The organism is Streptomyces pseudovenezuelae (genome assembly GCF_001513955.1).
Classification (GTDB): Bacteria; Actinomycetota; Actinomycetes; order Streptomycetales; family Streptomycetaceae; genus Streptomyces; species Streptomyces pseudovenezuelae.
The window spans coordinates 37,504-52,088 of the sequence record NZ_KQ948155.1 but is presented as its reverse complement, the minus strand read 5'-3'; the positions used below and the strand labels follow the sequence as shown (position 1 = coordinate 52,088).

General features: G+C 71.6%; 17 protein-coding genes. 8 read left to right on the top strand and 9 right to left on the bottom strand.

Features of this window, described 5'->3' with window-relative positions; all coding sequences use genetic code 11:
* Positions 1-39: 39 nt before the first annotated feature.
* The 3 genes from groL to AQI94_RS40590 all read left to right on the top strand — a co-directional run bounded on the left by groL (position 40) and on the right by AQI94_RS40590 (position 4,760).
* Complete coding sequence (gene groL / locus AQI94_RS40600; RefSeq protein WP_031043490.1) at positions 40-1,662, top strand: chaperonin GroEL; 1,623 nt, start codon at positions 40-42, stop codon at positions 1,660-1,662.
* A gap of 362 nt (positions 1,663-2,024) precedes the next feature.
* Positions 2,025-3,146 (top strand): NADH:flavin oxidoreductase, encoded by a 1,122-nt coding sequence (locus tag AQI94_RS40595; RefSeq protein WP_031043487.1) that lies wholly within the window; start codon positions 2,025-2,027, stop codon positions 3,144-3,146.
* 90 nt (positions 3,147-3,236) lie between these two features.
* Positions 3,237-4,760, top strand: a complete 1,524-nt coding sequence (locus AQI94_RS40590; RefSeq protein WP_031043484.1) for a carboxylesterase/lipase family protein — start codon at positions 3,237-3,239, stop codon at positions 4,758-4,760.
* A gap of 12 nt (positions 4,761-4,772) precedes the next feature.
* On the opposite strand, the gene AQI94_RS40585 is transcribed toward AQI94_RS40590, so the two are convergent.
* The 5 genes from AQI94_RS40585 to AQI94_RS40565 all read right to left on the bottom strand — a co-directional run bounded on the left by AQI94_RS40585 (position 4,773) and on the right by AQI94_RS40565 (position 8,310).
* Entirely contained in the window at positions 4,773-5,342 is a 570-nt protein-coding gene (locus AQI94_RS40585; protein WP_031043481.1) for a hypothetical protein, read from the bottom strand.
* Between the two features lie 164 nt (positions 5,343-5,506).
* The gene (locus tag AQI94_RS40580) at positions 5,507-6,340 is read right to left on the bottom strand and encodes a hypothetical protein (RefSeq protein WP_031043480.1); all 834 of its coding nucleotides are present in this window, start codon (positions 6,338-6,340) and stop codon (positions 5,507-5,509) included.
* Positions 6,341-6,613: 273 nt separating this feature from the next.
* Positions 6,614-7,150, bottom strand: coding sequence for a DinB family protein (locus AQI94_RS40575; RefSeq protein ID WP_031043477.1), 537 nt, complete (start codon positions 7,148-7,150; stop codon positions 6,614-6,616).
* A 136-nt stretch (positions 7,151-7,286) separates the two neighbouring features.
* Positions 7,287-7,487, bottom strand: a complete 201-nt coding sequence (locus tag AQI94_RS40570; protein WP_031043474.1) for a DUF397 domain-containing protein — start codon at positions 7,485-7,487, stop codon at positions 7,287-7,289.
* Positions 7,471-8,310, bottom strand: a complete 840-nt coding sequence (locus AQI94_RS40565) for a helix-turn-helix domain-containing protein (RefSeq protein ID WP_031043470.1) — start codon at positions 8,308-8,310, stop codon at positions 7,471-7,473. Before AQI94_RS40565 ends, AQI94_RS40570 begins: the two co-directional genes overlap by 17 nt.
* Positions 8,311-8,425: 115 nt before the next feature.
* Between AQI94_RS40565 and AQI94_RS40560 the strand changes: the two genes are divergently transcribed.
* The 3 genes from AQI94_RS40560 to AQI94_RS40550 are packed head-to-tail and all read left to right on the top strand — an operon-like array spanning position 8,426 to position 10,179.
* The gene (locus tag AQI94_RS40560) at positions 8,426-8,818 is read left to right on the top strand and encodes a hypothetical protein (RefSeq protein WP_031043467.1); all 393 of its coding nucleotides are present in this window, start codon (positions 8,426-8,428) and stop codon (positions 8,816-8,818) included.
* Positions 8,819-8,826: 8 nt separating this feature from the next.
* Positions 8,827-9,510 (top strand): class I SAM-dependent methyltransferase, encoded by a 684-nt coding sequence (locus AQI94_RS40555; RefSeq protein ID WP_031043462.1) that lies wholly within the window; start codon positions 8,827-8,829, stop codon positions 9,508-9,510.
* 30 nt (positions 9,511-9,540) lie between these two features.
* Positions 9,541-10,179 carry a dihydrofolate reductase family protein gene (locus AQI94_RS40550; protein WP_031043460.1) on the top strand — a complete coding sequence of 213 codons (639 nt, stop codon included), beginning with the start codon at positions 9,541-9,543 and terminating at the stop codon, positions 10,177-10,179.
* Here AQI94_RS40550 and murQ read toward each other — a convergent pair.
* Both murQ and AQI94_RS40540 read right to left on the bottom strand, forming a co-directional pair.
* Positions 10,151-11,095: an N-acetylmuramic acid 6-phosphate etherase gene (gene murQ, locus AQI94_RS40545; protein ID WP_031043456.1), complete on the bottom strand. Its 945-nt coding sequence runs from the start codon at positions 11,093-11,095 to the stop codon at positions 10,151-10,153. The genes AQI94_RS40550 and murQ overlap by 29 nt on opposite strands.
* Before the next feature lie 50 nt (positions 11,096-11,145).
* Positions 11,146-12,033 carry a MurR/RpiR family transcriptional regulator gene (locus tag AQI94_RS40540; protein ID WP_078902696.1) on the bottom strand — a complete coding sequence of 296 codons (888 nt, stop codon included), beginning with the start codon at positions 12,031-12,033 and terminating at the stop codon, positions 11,146-11,148.
* Between the two features lie 55 nt (positions 12,034-12,088).
* Between AQI94_RS40540 and AQI94_RS40535 the strand changes: the two genes are divergently transcribed.
* Both AQI94_RS40535 and AQI94_RS40530 read left to right on the top strand, forming a co-directional pair.
* The gene (locus AQI94_RS40535; protein ID WP_031043449.1) at positions 12,089-12,463 is read left to right on the top strand and encodes a hypothetical protein; all 375 of its coding nucleotides are present in this window, start codon (positions 12,089-12,091) and stop codon (positions 12,461-12,463) included.
* Between the two features lie 5 nt (positions 12,464-12,468).
* Entirely contained in the window at positions 12,469-12,729 is a 261-nt protein-coding gene (locus tag AQI94_RS40530; protein WP_031043445.1) for a DUF4031 domain-containing protein, read from the top strand.
* Here AQI94_RS40530 and AQI94_RS40525 read toward each other — a convergent pair.
* Positions 12,726-13,832 (bottom strand): GNAT family N-acetyltransferase, encoded by a 1,107-nt coding sequence (locus AQI94_RS40525; protein WP_051832084.1) that lies wholly within the window; start codon positions 13,830-13,832, stop codon positions 12,726-12,728. The two genes, AQI94_RS40530 and AQI94_RS40525, sit on opposite strands and share 4 nt — an antisense overlap.
* Positions 13,833-13,867: 35 nt before the next feature.
* On the bottom strand, positions 13,868-14,509 hold the full coding sequence (locus AQI94_RS40520; RefSeq protein ID WP_031043438.1) for an HD domain-containing protein: 642 nt from the start codon (positions 14,507-14,509) through the stop codon (positions 13,868-13,870).
* Positions 14,510-14,585: the final 76 nt, after the last annotated feature.

Sequence of the window (14,585 nt, the reverse complement as noted above, 5' to 3'; positions counted from 1 at the left end):
CCGAAGGAATCACCCCCAGTCCTGGAGGGACCACTTCACATGGCCAAGATCATCGCGTTCGACGAGGAGGCGCGGCGCGGCCTCGAGCGCGGCATGAACCAGCTCGCGGACGCCGTCAAGGTGACGCTCGGCCCCAAGGGCCGCAACGTCGTCCTCGAGAAGAAGTGGGGCGCCCCCACGATCACCAACGATGGTGTCTCCATCGCCAAGGAGATCGAGCTCGAGGACCCGTACGAGAAGATCGGCGCCGAGCTGGTCAAGGAAGTCGCCAAGAAGACGGACGACGTCGCCGGTGACGGTACGACCACGGCGACCGTGCTCGCCCAGGCGCTCGTCCGCGAGGGCCTGCGCAACGTAGCCGCCGGCGCCAACCCCATGGCCCTCAAGCGCGGTATCGAGAAGGCCGTCGAGGCCGTCTCCGCCGCTCTCCTCGAGCAGGCCAAGGATGTCGAGACCAAGGAGCAGATCGCCTCCACGGCCTCCATCTCCGCCGCCGACACCCAGATCGGCGAGCTCATCGCCGAGGCGATGGACAAGGTCGGCAAGGAAGGCGTCATCACCGTCGAGGAGTCCCAGACCTTCGGTCTGGAGCTGGAGCTCACCGAGGGTATGCGCTTCGACAAGGGCTACATCTCGGCGTACTTCGCCACCGACATGGAGCGGATGGAGGCGTCGCTCGACGACCCGTACATCCTCATCGCCAACTCCAAGATCGGCTCCGTCAAGGACCTGCTCCCGCTCCTGGAGAAGGTCATGCAGTCGGGCAAGCCGCTGCTGATCATCGCCGAGGACGTCGAGGGCGAGGCCCTGTCGACCCTGGTCGTCAACAAGATCCGCGGCACCTTCAAGTCCGTCGCCGTCAAGGCCCCGGGCTTCGGTGACCGCCGCAAGGCCATGCTCGGCGACATCGCCATCCTCACGGGCGGCGAGGTCATCTCCGAGGAGGTCGGCCTCAAGCTGGAGAACGCGACCCTGGACCTCCTGGGCCGCGCCCGCAAGGTCGTCATCACCAAGGACGAGACCACCATCGTCGACGGTGCCGGTTCCTCGGACCAGGTCAACGGCCGCGTGAACCAGATCCGTGCCGAGATCGAGAACAGCGACTCGGACTACGACCGCGAGAAGCTCCAGGAGCGCCTGGCCAAGCTCGCCGGTGGCGTCGCCGTCATCAAGGCCGGTGCCGCGACCGAGGTCGAGCTCAAGGAGCGCAAGCACCGCATCGAGGACGCCGTGCGCAACGCCAAGGCGGCCGTCGAGGAGGGCATCGTCGCCGGTGGTGGCGTGGCGCTCCTGCAGGCCTCCAGCGTCTTCGAGAAGCTGGACCTCTCGGGCGACGAGCAGACCGGTGCCAACGCGGTGAAGCTCGCGCTGGAGGCCCCGCTCAAGCAGATCGCCGTCAACGGTGGTCTCGAGGGTGGCGTCATCGTCGAGAAGGTGCGCAACCTGCCCGTCGGCCACGGCCTGAACGCCGCGACCGGTGAGTACGTCGACATGATCGCCGAGGGCATCATCGACCCGGCGAAGGTGACCCGCTCTGCCCTGCAGAACGCCGCCTCCATCGCCGCGCTCTTCCTCACCACCGAGGCCGTCATCGCCGACAAGCCGGAGAAGGCCGCCGCGCCCGCCGGTGGCGGTATGCCGGGCGGTGACATGGACTTCTGATCGCCCCGGGCCGTGAGGCCCGACGGTCGATCAACGTCCTTGCCGGGGGCGGTCCTTCCTGGGAACAGGGGGTGGCCGCCCCCGGTCTTTTCTTGCGCTATAGTTGATCACGAGCCGCCCGACGTGAACTCCCGTCGGTCGACTACGCGTTGGTGGTCCAAGGAAAGACGCCCCGCTTCCTGCGGGGAGATGCAGGTGCAAGGCCTGCCCGGCGCTCGATAAGAAGCCCGTCCCACACTCGTGGGGCGGGCTTCTTCCATGCGTGGCCGGAGTCACAGAGCAGCGGGAAATCCTGAGGCGCGCGGGACGGTTGGCACCTGGGTAGTGTCCATGCGCATGCACATACCGAGGAGTACCCCCACGTGACTGCCCCCGTCCCCTCCCGCGCTGCCGAGATTCTGTCCCGTCCGGTGCACATCAACGGCCTGACCGTCCCGAACCGCATCGCGATGGCGCCCATGACCCGCATGTTCTCCCCGGGCGGTGTCCCCGGCGAGAACGTGGCGTCGTACTACTCCCGCCGCGCGGCCGCCGGGGTCGGTCTGATCGTCACCGAGGGCACCTACGTGGGCCACACGTCGGCGGGGAACAGCGACAACGTCCCGCGGTTCCACGGCGAGGAGCAGCTGGCGGGCTGGGCGAAGGTCGCCGAGCAGGTGCACGCGGCGGGCGGCACCATCGTGCCGCAGCTGTGGCACATCGGCATGGTCCGCAACGAGGGTGAGGCGCCCTACGCCGACGCCCCCGCCGTCGGCCCCTCGGGCCTGCGGATCGGCGCCGACGAGCCCACCGGCAAGGCGATGACCCAGCGCGACCTGGACGACGTCATCGGCGCGTTCGCCGAGGCCGCGGCCGCCGCCGAGCGCATCGGCTTCGACGGCGTGGAACTGCACGGCGCCCACGGCTACCTCCTCGACCAGTTCCTGTGGGCGGGCACCAACCGCCGTACCGACGCCTACGGCGGTGACCCGGTCGCCCGCGCGAAGTTCGCGGCGGAGATCGTGGCGGCCGTACGCGAGACGGTCTCGTCCGAGTTCCCGGTCATCTTCCGGTACTCGCAGTGGAAGCAGGACGCCTACAAGGCGCGGCTCGCCGAGACGCCCGAGGAGCTGGAGGCGATCCTCGCCCCGCTCGCCGCGGCCGGTGTCGACGCCTTCCACGCCTCCACCCGCCGCTACTGGCTCCCCGAGTTCGAGGGCTCCGACCTCAACCTCGCCGGCTGGACCAAGAAGCTCACCGGCCGGACCACCATCACCGTGGGCTCGGTCGGCCTCGACGGCGACTTCATCAAGGGCTTCATGGGCGAGGGCTCCCCGGTCAAGAGCATCGACGACCTCCTCGACGCCCTGGAGCGCGAGGAGTTCGACATGGTCGCCGTCGGGCGGGCGCTGCTCCAGGACCCCGAGTGGGCCGCGAAGGTGCTGGCGGGCCGCTTCGACGAACTTCAGCCGTACGACGCGTCCGCGCTGAAGTCGTTGAGCTGACGCAACAACGCTCCCCGGCTTGGTTGACTCAGGCAAGGGACGTGGGCTGGAGTGAGGCGCAGCAGCCCCGACCTGTGAGGAGTTCGACCGATGACGTCAGCCGAGGGTCTCGAAGTGCGTACCGCGGCCGGTGCCGTGCGCGGGCGCGCCGAGGACGGACTGGTGGTCTTCCGGGGGATCCCGTTCGCCGAACCGCCGGTGGGTGAGGGGCGGTTCCAGGCACCGCGGCCCGTCGGGAGCTGGGAGGGGACCCGGGAGGCGTACGCCTTCGGGCCCCCGCCCCCGCAGGAGTCCGGCTTCCAGGGCCGGGCCGCGCAGCCCGCGACGCCCACCGGTGACGACTGGCTGACGGTCAACGTCTGGACCCCCGAGACGGACCCCGCGGCCCGCCGCCCGGTGATGGTGTGGATCTACGGCGGCGCCTACAAGCTCGGCCACTCCGGCAGCCCCGGCTACGACGCCCAGCATCTCGCGCGCGGCGGCGACGTTGTCGTCGTCACCCTCAACTACCGCGTCGGCATCGAGGGGTTCACCCTGCTGGAGGGGGCGCCCGCGAACCGGGGGCTGCTGGACCAGGTCGCGGGGCTGGAGTGGGTGCGGGACAACATCACGGCGTTCGGCGGGGACCCCGGGCAGGTCACCGTGTTCGGGGAGTCGGCGGGCGCGGGGTCGGTGGCCTCGCTGCTGGCGATGCCGGCCGCGCGGGGCCTGTTCCGGCGGGCCGTCGCGCAGAGCGTGCCCGGTACCTATTTCTCCGCCGATCTCGCCCGGGACATAGCGGTGGAGCTCGGCAAGGAGGCGGGGCTCGCTCCCGTGGCCGCCGCGCTGTCCGCCGTGGATCCGTGCGAACTCCCGGCGGCCGGTGAGCGGTTGAGCGCGCGGATGCGTGAGTACGACGACCGGTGGGGGCAGGCTGCGCCGACGGTGACGCCGTTCGCGCCGGTCGTCGACGGGGAGGTGCTGCCGTGCACCCCCTGGGAGGCGCTGGCCGCGGGCGCCGGGCGGGACGTGGACCTGCTCGTCGGGCACAACCGCGACGAGTACCGGCTCTTCCTCGCCCTCGGCGAGCACCTCGGCAGGATCACCGAGGAGCAGGCGGCCGCGGCGCTGCGGACGTTCGCACCGGGCCCGGACGGGGAGCGCTCCTACCGCGAGGCATTCCCGGACGCCTCGCCCACCGAACTCTTCGAACGCGTGCAGACGGACTGGCTGTTCAACATCCCGTCCCTGCGGCTCGCGGAGGCGCAGACGGCGGGTGGCGGCCGCGCCCATCTCTACGAACTCACCTGGCCCGCACCGGGATTCGGCGGCGCGCTCGGCGCGTGCCACGGGCTGGACATCCCGCTGCTGTTCGGCACGTACGACGCCGACCTCGGGCAGCTGCTGTTCGCGGGGACCGGGGTGCCGGACGAGGCCCGGACGCTGACCGCGCGCTTCCAGTCGGCGTGGGCCGGGTTCGCACGGACCGGGGATCCGGGGTGGCCGGCGTTCGAGGCGTCGGGCCGGCTGACCCAGGTGCTGGACGTGCGGGCGGAGGTGCGGCCGTACCCGGAGGAGGTGTCGCGGCGGATGTGGGAGGGGTACGACTTCCCGGCGCTGCCGCTGCTGAAGTAGAACGCTCGGGCTCTACAGATTGCCGAGCGGCTCGATGTCCACGCGCACCGGAGTACCCCACACCCGCAGCACCTCGTAGTCGGTGAACTCGTGGACGAGCCGGTACGCCATCGCGGCGCGCGGCCCGCGGCGCTGGGCGTTGATGTAGAGCTCGGCCTCGTGCCGGTCCCGCCTCGGCGTCCCGCACAGCTGCCACTCCTGGCCGGTCCACTGCTCCGGCAGCCAGCGCTGCTGGGGCTGGGGCCGGTCCTCCCGCACCCCGTACCGGGAGGGGGTGGGTTCGGTGGAGCGGGGGCGCGCGGACGGTCCGTTGATCTCGGCGCGCCGGGCCGCCCTGCGCCGGGTCTCGCACAGCAGGCACAGGTCGGGGGCGTTCTCGTCGACCGGGCCGTTCGGGTGCTCGGCGCAGCGGGTGCTGGGGGCGGCGGTGGTGACGCTGTCCTCCAGCAGCTCCAGCGCACGCTTCAGATCGGTTCTGACCTCGTGCAGCTTGGCGTCCGGAGCGTCGGCGGTGAGAGCGTCGCCGTGCTCGCCGAGCACACGGAGGGCACGGCCTAGGGCGGTGAGCTGGGCGTGGTTCATGGTCTCAGTCTGCGTAGTCCTTGAGCTTTTCGGTATCCAGGGTCCCGTCGCGCGGGTCGCTGTACACGGTAATCGCGTCCAGGGCCCGGTCGACGAGCAGGTGGACGGGGATTCCCGCTTCCGCGTACCCGCGAACCTTGTCGCCCCGGTCACGGCGGTCGGTGTCAGGCCCTGGTCGGGTACCGGCTTGACCTCTGGCCCCGGGATGGCAGGGACATCGCAGCCCGGATCTCGTCCGCGCGAGCATGGATCACATGGGCGGGCAGGAGCGAGGCGGGGCGCGCGGGGGTGTATCCGTCGCGGCAACCGCCGCACACGCCCCCGGGCAGGGCCTCCGGAGGCCCGGGAACTCCGCACTCCGCGCACTCCAGGATCCGGTGGGGCGTCAGGGGCGGCGGGGGCTCCGGTGGGAGTTTGTCGGTCAGGCGGCGGCGGAGCAGGGCGGCCGGGTGGTGGACCGGGATCGGCAGACCGCTGGTCAGGGCGTGGCGTACGACGTCCTCGGTGGCCCCTCGGGCGAACCACTCCGTCACCAGCGGGGCGAGGGCCGCGCAGTCGGCGGCGGAGAGGGACAGGGAGGGGGTCTCGCGGCCCAGCGCGGCGAGGAGGATGTGGGCGCGGGAACGGGTGGGCGGGCGGCTCGGTGGGTCGTGCGGTACGTCACCCCGAGTGAAGGCCGCCCACCAGTCGTCGTCACGGGCGGTACGCGAGAACCACGATCGGGTGATCCAGCGGTGCCCTCCGGTAGCGGAGGCCAGGCGCTCGCGCCCCCGGCGCAAGTGGCCTGCCTGTTGCAGGCGGTTGAGGGCCGTGCCCAGCGCGCACTGTCCGTACGGCAGCGTCTTGGCCAGCGTCTTTACGGAGATGTCGGCGCCGTCGGGGAGGCGGTCGAGGTACCCGGCGATGGCGGCTTCGCGGGGTGGGAGGTGGACGAAGTCGTGCGCGGTGCGGGGGCGTTGGTCGGGGGTGGAGCGTTTGCCGTATCCCGGGTTCGCCATGGGGTGGGGAGGCGTGCGCGGGCAGGAAGGCAGGACTAAGATTGGTGGCAGCCACAGGTCGATGCTCTCGATCGATCTCGTAGGTCAAGCCCCCGCAGGTGTTGGTAGCACCTGGCGGGGGCTGTTCGTTATTCGGGCACGCTAGACGATCGTGACTGTGCGTGGCAAGCCGGTCGCTTCGCGTCAACACGCGGGGTGGGAGGGCGGGTTGGGGTCCTCCACCCATTCCTTGAAAAGAGGGCTCGGAGCTGGACGCTTGAGCTTCGGGACCGGTCAGCCCATGCTCTTGGCGCCGTCCAGGGCCTCCCGGACGATGTCGGCGTGGCCGGCGTGCTGGGCGGTCTCGGCGACGATGTGCAGCAGCACCCTGCGGGCCGACCACTGGGCCCCGGCCTCGAACCACGGGGCCTTGGGCAGCGGATGGGCGGCGTCCAGGTCGGGCAGGGTGGCGACCAGTTCGTCCGTCCGTTCGGCCGTCTCCGCGTAGTCGGCCAGCACTCCGGCCAGGGTCTCGCCGGGCAGCATCCGGAACTCGTCGGCCCGCCGGGCCCAGTCGTCCTCGGTCATGGCGGTGAAGTCGCCCATCGACGACGGGCCCTTCTCGATGAAGCCCACCCAGTTGCGTTCCACCGACGTGACGTGCTTGATCAGGCCGCCGAGACACAGTTCGCTGACGGTGGTCCGCTGCCCGGCCTGCTCGTCGGTGAGGTCACGGGTGGTGAAGCGCAGGAAGTGCCGCTGCTTGGCCAGCGCCTCCAGCAGGTCGGCGCGCTCGCCCGTGGGCAGGGTGGTCTTCGTGGCGGTGGTCATGGTGGTGCCCTCCGTGGATTGCTGTTCCGACGACAGGTCACACGCTAGGAGGCATATAGGTCAGATCCTGACCTCTTGGGGGAGGCGAGCCGTCCAACTCGCCGAGCAGTTGGTCGCCGGGTCACAGCGCGGGCCGTTATCCGGTCCAGTGGTCGCGGGCGGCGGCCTCCACGAACGCCGACCACGCCTCCGGCCGGAACACGAGCTTCGGGCCGTGGGGGTTCTTGGAGTCGCGGACGGGGATGGTGGTGGGGTGACCGAGGGCCACTTCGAGGCAGTCGCCGCCGCTGCCGCCGCTGTAGCTCGACTTGCGCCAGGACTCAGGGGTGTTCCTCATGGGCGTAATCCTGCGCCATCGCCTCGATCAGGGCCAGGGACTTCTGAGGAGAGAGGGCGGAGGCCATCAGGAGCCTGTAGGTGAAGCGCTGGTGCCTGACGACGGCCGGATCGTCCTCCAGCCGCCCGGTGCCGACGCCCTCGAAGTAGACGAGCGGAGGGGCGTCCTCGAACTCCATGAGCTTGGTGGAGCCCTCCATGGCCGCGTGCGCTCCCGCATCAAATGGCAGCACCTGCACGATCACCCGTCTCCGGCGTGCCAGTTCGGCGATGTGGTGCAGGGCCTCCGCCATCACCGTGCGGCCTCCCGTCACCCGACGCAGCGCTGCCTCGTCAATCACCGCCCACAACATGGGCTCTGTTGGATCGTCGAGGAGCCGAGCCCGGTCGCTCCGGGCCACCACCAGCTTCTCGATCTCATCCTCCGGAGCCGTCGGCTGATAGGCGCGGCACACCGCTCGTGCGTACGCGGGCGTCTGCAGCAACCCCGGGATCAGCAACGGTGCGTACTGGCTGATCGCAGCGGCCCGTGCTTCCGCCTCTGCCGCCTCCGCGAAGTGCTCCGGATACCGCGACTTCGCCGACGCCCCGCAGTTCCGCAGGAAGAAGTCTTCCGTCCCGAGTGTCTCGTCCAGCAGTCGCGCGACATCCCGCTGCATCCTCCGTGTCCCGGCCTCCAACTGCCCCACGAACGACCCGCTCACGAACAGCCGTTGCCCGAGCTCCTCCTGGCTCAGGCCGGCCTTCTCGCGCGCGTGCCGCAGCTCCGCGCCCAGCAGTGCTCGTGGTGACGACGACGGGTCCAGGTCCTTCGGTCCTGCCATGCGTAGCTCCCGATCCACCAGTCGAGGTTGTTGGGACGCCCTGTCTGGCCAGGTTAGAGCCGTACCGGACACGCTGTGTCGCGAATCACCAACCCACCGTGCCGATGGAGGAAGCGTGCGGTCCACCGAAGAAGTCCTGGAGTCCCTGCGGGAGGCGCTCAGCGGGGTCGGCGTCGTGCTGCCGTCCCTCGCCGTCGACCCCCTCACCGGTGCCGGTGACGAGCCGTTCCCGCTGGTCGACCTGGGGCGGTGCAACGTACGCACGGCCGAGCGGCTGGCGTCCGTACTGCGCGGGGAGGCGCCGCCGGTGGGGTCGTACGTCGTGGACGGGCGGGACGGGCGCGTGGGGGAGGTGATGGGGCACCTGGGCGGGAGGGTGCAGCTGCGGCCCCTCGGCGGCGGGCGGGAGTGGGACTGTCCGCCGGAGTCCACCGGGCCCGCGCCGCAGGCCGATGTGCTGCGGGCGAGGGTGCGGAAGGTCAACCGGGAGGGACGGATGCCCTGTTGAAATGAACCATGCCTCTCGTGGATGCCCTCGCCCGCTTCAACGACGCCCACCCCTGGAGCCACAACGCCCACTTCCACCCGTGGATCCTTCGCCGGTTGCCCGGCCGTTTCGACCGGGCCCTGGACGTCGGCTGCGGTGCCGGCGACCTGGCCCGGCTGCTGGCGGCGCGTGCGACCCATGTGCACGGCATCGACAGCGACGAACGGATCATCGGCAGGGCGAGGGAGGCCACCGGCCCCGGGCTCCCCGTGACCTTCGCCGTCGCGGACGCGCTGGCCTACGACGAAGGCTCCCCCTACGACGTCATCACCTGTGTCGCCGTGCTCCACCACCTCCCCCTGACCGAGGCGCTCATCCGCTTCAGGCGGCAACTGGCACCCGGCGGCACCCTGGTGATCGTCGCCCTGACGCGGGAGGACACCCGCGTCCAGACCCTCCTGGGCCTCGCGTCCGTTCCGCTCAACCTGATCACCGGTTGGGTCAGGAACCGGGGGCGCAGGGCGCCACGTCCCGTCGCGATGACGGCCCCGACCCGCCCGGCCGACGTCCTCTACACCGAGTTCGTCCGCGAGGCCCGCCGCGTCCTCCCGGGAGTCCGGCCGAGGCGGCGGCTCTTCTGGCGCCACACACTCGTCTGGAAAAAGGTGCGCGGGGATGTCGATCCAGGCACGCTCGGAACGACGCAGGGGTGAGAGCACGACACCACACGAGAGGTGAAGGCCATGCCCAAGGTCCGGGTGCACAACGTGACGATCTCCCTCGACGGCTTCATGGCCGGTCCGAACCAGCGACCGGACGCCCCCTTCGGTGACGGCGTCGGCTGGGGCGACGAGCTGCACAGCTGGTTCATGTCCGCGTCGGAGGACGCGGCCGCGGGGAAGTCCGGGATCGATGTCGACCACTTCGTGCGCGGTGACCAGAACATCGGCGCCACGATCATGGGGCGGAACATGTTCGGTCCGCAGCGCGGGCCGTGGGAGGACGAGTCCTGGCAGGGCTGGTGGGGCGACAACCCGCCGTACCACCACGATGTCTTCGTCCACACCCACCATCTGCGACCGTCGCTGGAGATGGCCGGTGGCACCACCTTCCACTTCACCGACGAGCCGCCGGAGACGGTCCTCCGGCGGGCCTTCGACGCCGCGGACGGCAAGGACGTCCGGATCGGCGGCGGGGCGGCGGTCATCCGGCAGTATCTGCGCGCCGGGCTGATCGACGAGGTCCACCTGGTGATCGCCCCGCTTCTCATCGGACGCGGCGAGCGGCTGCTCGACGACCTGGGCGACGGGATCGCCGGCTACCGGGTGGCCGAGCTGGTCAGCTCACCGAACGTCACCCACGCGGTGCTGGTCCGCCGCTGAGCGCCGCCCGCAGATGACCCCCCGACTCCGCCAGGAGCCGGGCCGCCGTGGGTCCGTCCACGTCGGCCAGGATCGTCAGGATCGCGTTCTTCACCTCGCCGTCCGTGGCGGCCAGGGCGCGTTCGACCTCCTCGTCGTCGGCGCCGGTGGCGAGGGCGACGATGCGGCGGGAGCGGGCCCGCAGCTTCTCGTTGGAGGCGCGGACGTCGACCATCAGGTTCCCGTAGGTCTTGCCGAGGCGGATCATCGTGATCGTCGACAGCATGTTGAGGACGAGCTTCTGGGCCGTGCCCGCCTTGAGGCGGGTCGAGCCGGTGAGCAGCTCGGGGCCGACGACCACCTCGATGCCGTGATCGGCGGCCGCGGCGAGCGCGCTGTCCGCGTTGCAGGACAGCCCTACGGTCAAGGCCCCTCGCGCGCGGGCGTGTTCGACCGCGCCGACGGCGTAGGGGGTGCGCCCGGACGCGGACACCCCGACCACCGTGTCCACGGCTGTCACCGCGAGCCCGTCCAGGTCGGCCCGCGCCAGCTCCGCGGAGTCCTCCGCCCCCTCGACGGACGTGACCACGGCCCCGGGGCCGCCCGCGATCAGGCCCACCACCTGGGCGGGGTCGGTGTTGAAGGTGGGCGGGCACTCGGAGGCGTCCAGGACACCGAGGCGGCCGGCGGTGCCGGCCCCGGCGTAGATCAGCCGGCCGCCACGGGCCATCCGCTCGGCGATCGCGTCGATGGCGGCGGCGATTACCGGCAGCTGCCGGGAGACCGCGGCGGGCACGGAGGCGTCCTCGCCGTTCATCAGCCGGGCGATGTCGAGGGTCGGCAGCCGATCGATGTCGGCGAGCTCGGGCCGGAAGGCCTCGGTGGTGAGCGTCTCCAACTGGGCTTGCAGATCACGGGGGTCGGAGGGGGAGGTCATGGAGGAGCGGCTCTTTCTGCGTGACCGATGTCTACCGGGGCAACTCGGGTCTACCGACGGTGCCGATGCGCCAGCGCCTCGTAGGACGCGGCCAGCGCGGGCGCCGCCGTCTCGTACGTGCGTTGCGCCACCCCCACGAACAGGCAGTCCACCACCAGGAGTTGACTCGTCCGCGACGACATCGCCGCGGGCCGCAGCTCGCTCTCCCGGGCGGTGGACGTCGTCAGCACATGGTCGGCGTACTGCGCCACCGCCCCGCCCGGCCGCCCGGTGATCGCCACCGTAGTGGCCCCGTGCTCGAACGCGACCCGCAACGGCTCGATGACATCCCCGGTCGCCCCCGAGTGGGTGATCGCGATCGCCACGTCCCCCGACCGCAGCTGCACCGCGTTCGTCACGGCCAGGTGGGGATCGCTGTGCGCCTGCGCTATCAGCCCTATGCGCAGCAGCTTCTGCGTGAGGTCCTGCGCGACGAGACCCGAGGCCCCCACCCCGTACACGTCGATCCGCCGGGCCGCGGCCGTCGCGGCGACGGCCGCGCCCAACTGCGCGGTGTCCAGCCCGGCCGCGGTGTCCGCGAGGGTCTGCTGCTCGTCGTAGGCGAGCTTGGCGACCACGTCCGCGATCGGGTCGTCCACCGCGATGTCCGTGGTGATCGCCGGGGCCCGCCCGGACTGCTGCTGCGCGGCCAGCCCGGCGAGCGCGAGCCGCAGGTCGCGGTAGCCGGGATAGCCCAGCATCCGGGCGGTCCGCACGACGGTCGCCTCGCTCGTCCCGGTCCGTTCCGCCAGGCCCGTGACGGTGAGCGCGGCGCATCCCGCCGGGTCGCTCGCCACGGCCTCGGCGACCCGGTGCATGGAGCGGGTCATGGACGGACCCAGCGTGCGCACCTTCGCGGCGAGAGCGCCGCCGAAAATTTCCTTCACTTCCTGGGTCACGTATGAAAGATATTTTCGGCTCGGACTCGTGGTCAAGAGCCCGCACAATGGCTCCATGGAGTCCATCGGTCCACTGGAGCAGTCCCTGCACGCGGCACGCGCCCGCGTGCTCGCCGACCTGGCGGCGGGTGAGGTCGCCGCCGCCGACGTGGTGTCGATGGTCGAGGACTCCGTCGTGCAGCGCCGCTGGTGGGTGGAGCAGTGGCCGGAGGGCGCGGAGTTCGTCGCGGGCCTGGTCGCCCAGGACGTCCAGGACGCGCTGCTGGAGACCTACGGTCGCTGGCCGCTGTGCCCGGTGTGCGGCTCCGGCGACCCGCACGCCCTGGAGGTCGAGCCGGAGCTGGGGCCCGACCCGTACTGGGTGTGCCACAAGGCGGGCGTGAAGGTCGCGGCGGTCGGCTCGCTCGGGGCCGCGGCGGGCGGGGCCTGACCCTCGTGACCGTCTACATCGACCCACCCACCTGGCCGGGACACGGCCGACTGTGGTCCCACCTGATCAGCGATGTCTCGTACGACGAACTGCACCTGTTCGCCGAGGGGTTGGGAGTGCCCCCGCGGGCCTTCGAGCGCGACCACTACGACATCCCGTCGCACCGGTACGCCGATGTGGTCGCGGCGGGCGCGGTGGAGGTGAGCAGCCGGGAGGTGGTGCGGCTGCTGACGGCTGCGGGGCTGCGCCGGCGCAAGGGCCGCTAACCGGCCCTGCCGGGAAGGACGTACAGCCGCAACCCCGTCTCCGTCTCCCCGTAGGCGTGCTCCTCCGCCACGGTCGCCCGGCTGTAACCGGCCCGGGCGATCACGCGTTGGGAGGCGGCGTTGTCGGGCTCGATGGTGGCGCAGAGGCTGCGCACGTCGTCGCGGGCCAGGGCCCAGTCGCTCAGCGCGCGCAGGGCCTCGGTGGCGTAGCCCTGGCCGCGGGCGCTCACGGCGAGGTCGTAGCCGACCTCCGCGCGGCCGTCCTCGTCGGGGGCGCCGTGGAAGCCCATGCCGCCGATCGCGCGGCCGTCCTCCCGTCGTACGAGGACGAAGAGGCCGAACTCCGGGCGGTGCACGCCCGCCTCGTAGGCCTTGATGGTCATCCCGGCGGCCTCGCGGGTGCCCTCGAAGGGGCCGTCCTCGACCCACACGAAGTCGCCGTCGCCGCCCGCGGCCAGTTCGGCGGCGGACGCGGGCGTGACGCCCTGGAGGGTCAGGCGCTCGGTGGGCAGGACGAGGTTGTTGCTCCAGCGCCACCCGGTGCGCGGGGCACGGCCGGGCAGGTCGCCGCGGCCGGTGGCCCACAGGAGGGTGCGCCAGGCGTCGGGGCCGGGCTGGACCTCGGGGAAGATCCGGGTGAGGACGTACTCGGGGAGGTGGGCGGGGGGCTCGTACGCCAGGCCCAGGCCGTCCGCGATGTCGTGGGTGTGCAGCAGCACCTCGGCGACGCCCATCGCGGCGAAGCCCACGCGGTTCGCGCTGCGGAAGGGCGACGGGTGGAAGGCGCGGGCCTCGCGGGGCGCGGTGCGGACGGCCGCGGCGAGCAGGGCGCCGCCTGTCTCCAGGACATGGAGCAGGCCCAGGTTGTCGGTGCCCTCGTCGAGGGTGATGTCGAAGGGGACGTAGTCGTCCTGGGCGCCTCCGGCCAGGTTCGCGGCGTACGAGACCAGGCAGCCGCAGATGTGGAAGGCCGTCTCGTGGACGGTCCACTCCATCCCGGCCGGCCTCACGGCCGTCCAGTCCCGGTCCACGGCGGGCCGCAGCACCGCCACCGCGCTCGCGACGGCCTCCGTCACCCGTTGTCCGCCCACGTCCCCGCCCATGTCTGCCATGCGGGCAGGCTAAGGCGCCGGGGCCGTCAGAGCGACAGCATTTCCAGCTCCGAGGTGAGGTTGTAACGGGCCGTGGCCTCCCATTCCCGCTCTCCGTACGGCGTCCTGAACAGCCGGGGCAACTCCAGCAGTTGCCGCAGGATCGCGGACCGGCCTTCGCGGAAGGCGTCGCTCGGGACGAAGCCGTACTCCTCGCGGACGGCGGCCGTGTAGGCGGCGTAGGCGGAGGGCGGGGCGGCGAGGATCGCGAGGTCGGCGTCGCACAGGACCTGGCCGTCGCGGTCGTCGTCGGCGGGGTCGTGGGTGGTGGTGAGGCGGACGAGGCGGGCGACCTCGGCCGTGCCGTCGGCGGGGAGGCCGGCTTCGGGCAGGGCGCGTTCGGCGAGGCGGGCGGAGCGCTCCTCGTTCTCCGAGCGGTCCGGGAGGTAGACGGCGTCGTGGAACCAGGCCGCCAGACGCACCAGGTCCGGGCGGTCCGCGTACTCCGCCAGCACGTCGATGCGGTCCAGGACCGCCGTCAGGTGGGAGAGCGTGTGGTAGTGCCGCTGCGGCTCCTGCCAGCGGACGAGGAGGTTGTCGGCGTACGGCGTCGGGTCGGGGCCGTCGCCGGGCCGGGCACTGTCCAGGGCACGGGTGAAACGGGCGCGGAGGTCGTCGAGATCGGCCATGACCTCATTGTCCCGCGCGTCACTCGCCGGGGGGTTGGCCCCATGACCGCTGACACCGCTCATGACCGTGATCCTT

Bases quoted from the DNA above. Each gene is read 5' to 3' on its own strand.
- groL (WP_031043490.1), top strand. From the start codon at position 40: ATGGCCAAGATCATCGCGTTCGACGAGGAGGCGCGGCGCGGCCTCGAG.
- AQI94_RS40590 (WP_031043484.1), top strand. From the start codon at position 3,237: ATGACGTCAGCCGAGGGTCTCGAAGTGCGTACCGCGGCCGGTGCCGTG.
- AQI94_RS40585 (WP_031043481.1), bottom strand. From the start codon at position 5,342: ATGAACCACGCCCAGCTCACCGCCCTAGGCCGTGCCCTCCGTGTGCTC.
- AQI94_RS40580 (WP_031043480.1), bottom strand. From the start codon at position 6,340: ATGGCGAACCCGGGATACGGCAAACGCTCCACCCCCGACCAACGCCCC.
- AQI94_RS40575 (WP_031043477.1), bottom strand. From the start codon at position 7,150: ATGACCACCGCCACGAAGACCACCCTGCCCACGGGCGAGCGCGCCGAC.
- AQI94_RS40570 (WP_031043474.1), bottom strand. From the start codon at position 7,487: ATGAGGAACACCCCTGAGTCCTGGCGCAAGTCGAGCTACAGCGGCGGC.
- AQI94_RS40565 (WP_031043470.1), bottom strand. From the start codon at position 8,310: ATGGCAGGACCGAAGGACCTGGACCCGTCGTCGTCACCACGAGCACTG.
- AQI94_RS40555 (WP_031043462.1), top strand. From the start codon at position 8,827: ATGCCTCTCGTGGATGCCCTCGCCCGCTTCAACGACGCCCACCCCTGG.
- AQI94_RS40550 (WP_031043460.1), top strand. From the start codon at position 9,541: ATGCCCAAGGTCCGGGTGCACAACGTGACGATCTCCCTCGACGGCTTC.
- murQ (WP_031043456.1), bottom strand. From the start codon at position 11,095: ATGACCTCCCCCTCCGACCCCCGTGATCTGCAAGCCCAGTTGGAGACG.
- AQI94_RS40535 (WP_031043449.1), top strand. From the start codon at position 12,089: ATGGAGTCCATCGGTCCACTGGAGCAGTCCCTGCACGCGGCACGCGCC.
- AQI94_RS40525 (WP_051832084.1), bottom strand. From the start codon at position 13,832: ATGGGCGGGGACGTGGGCGGACAACGGGTGACGGAGGCCGTCGCGAGC.
- AQI94_RS40520 (WP_031043438.1), bottom strand. From the start codon at position 14,509: ATGGCCGATCTCGACGACCTCCGCGCCCGTTTCACCCGTGCCCTGGAC.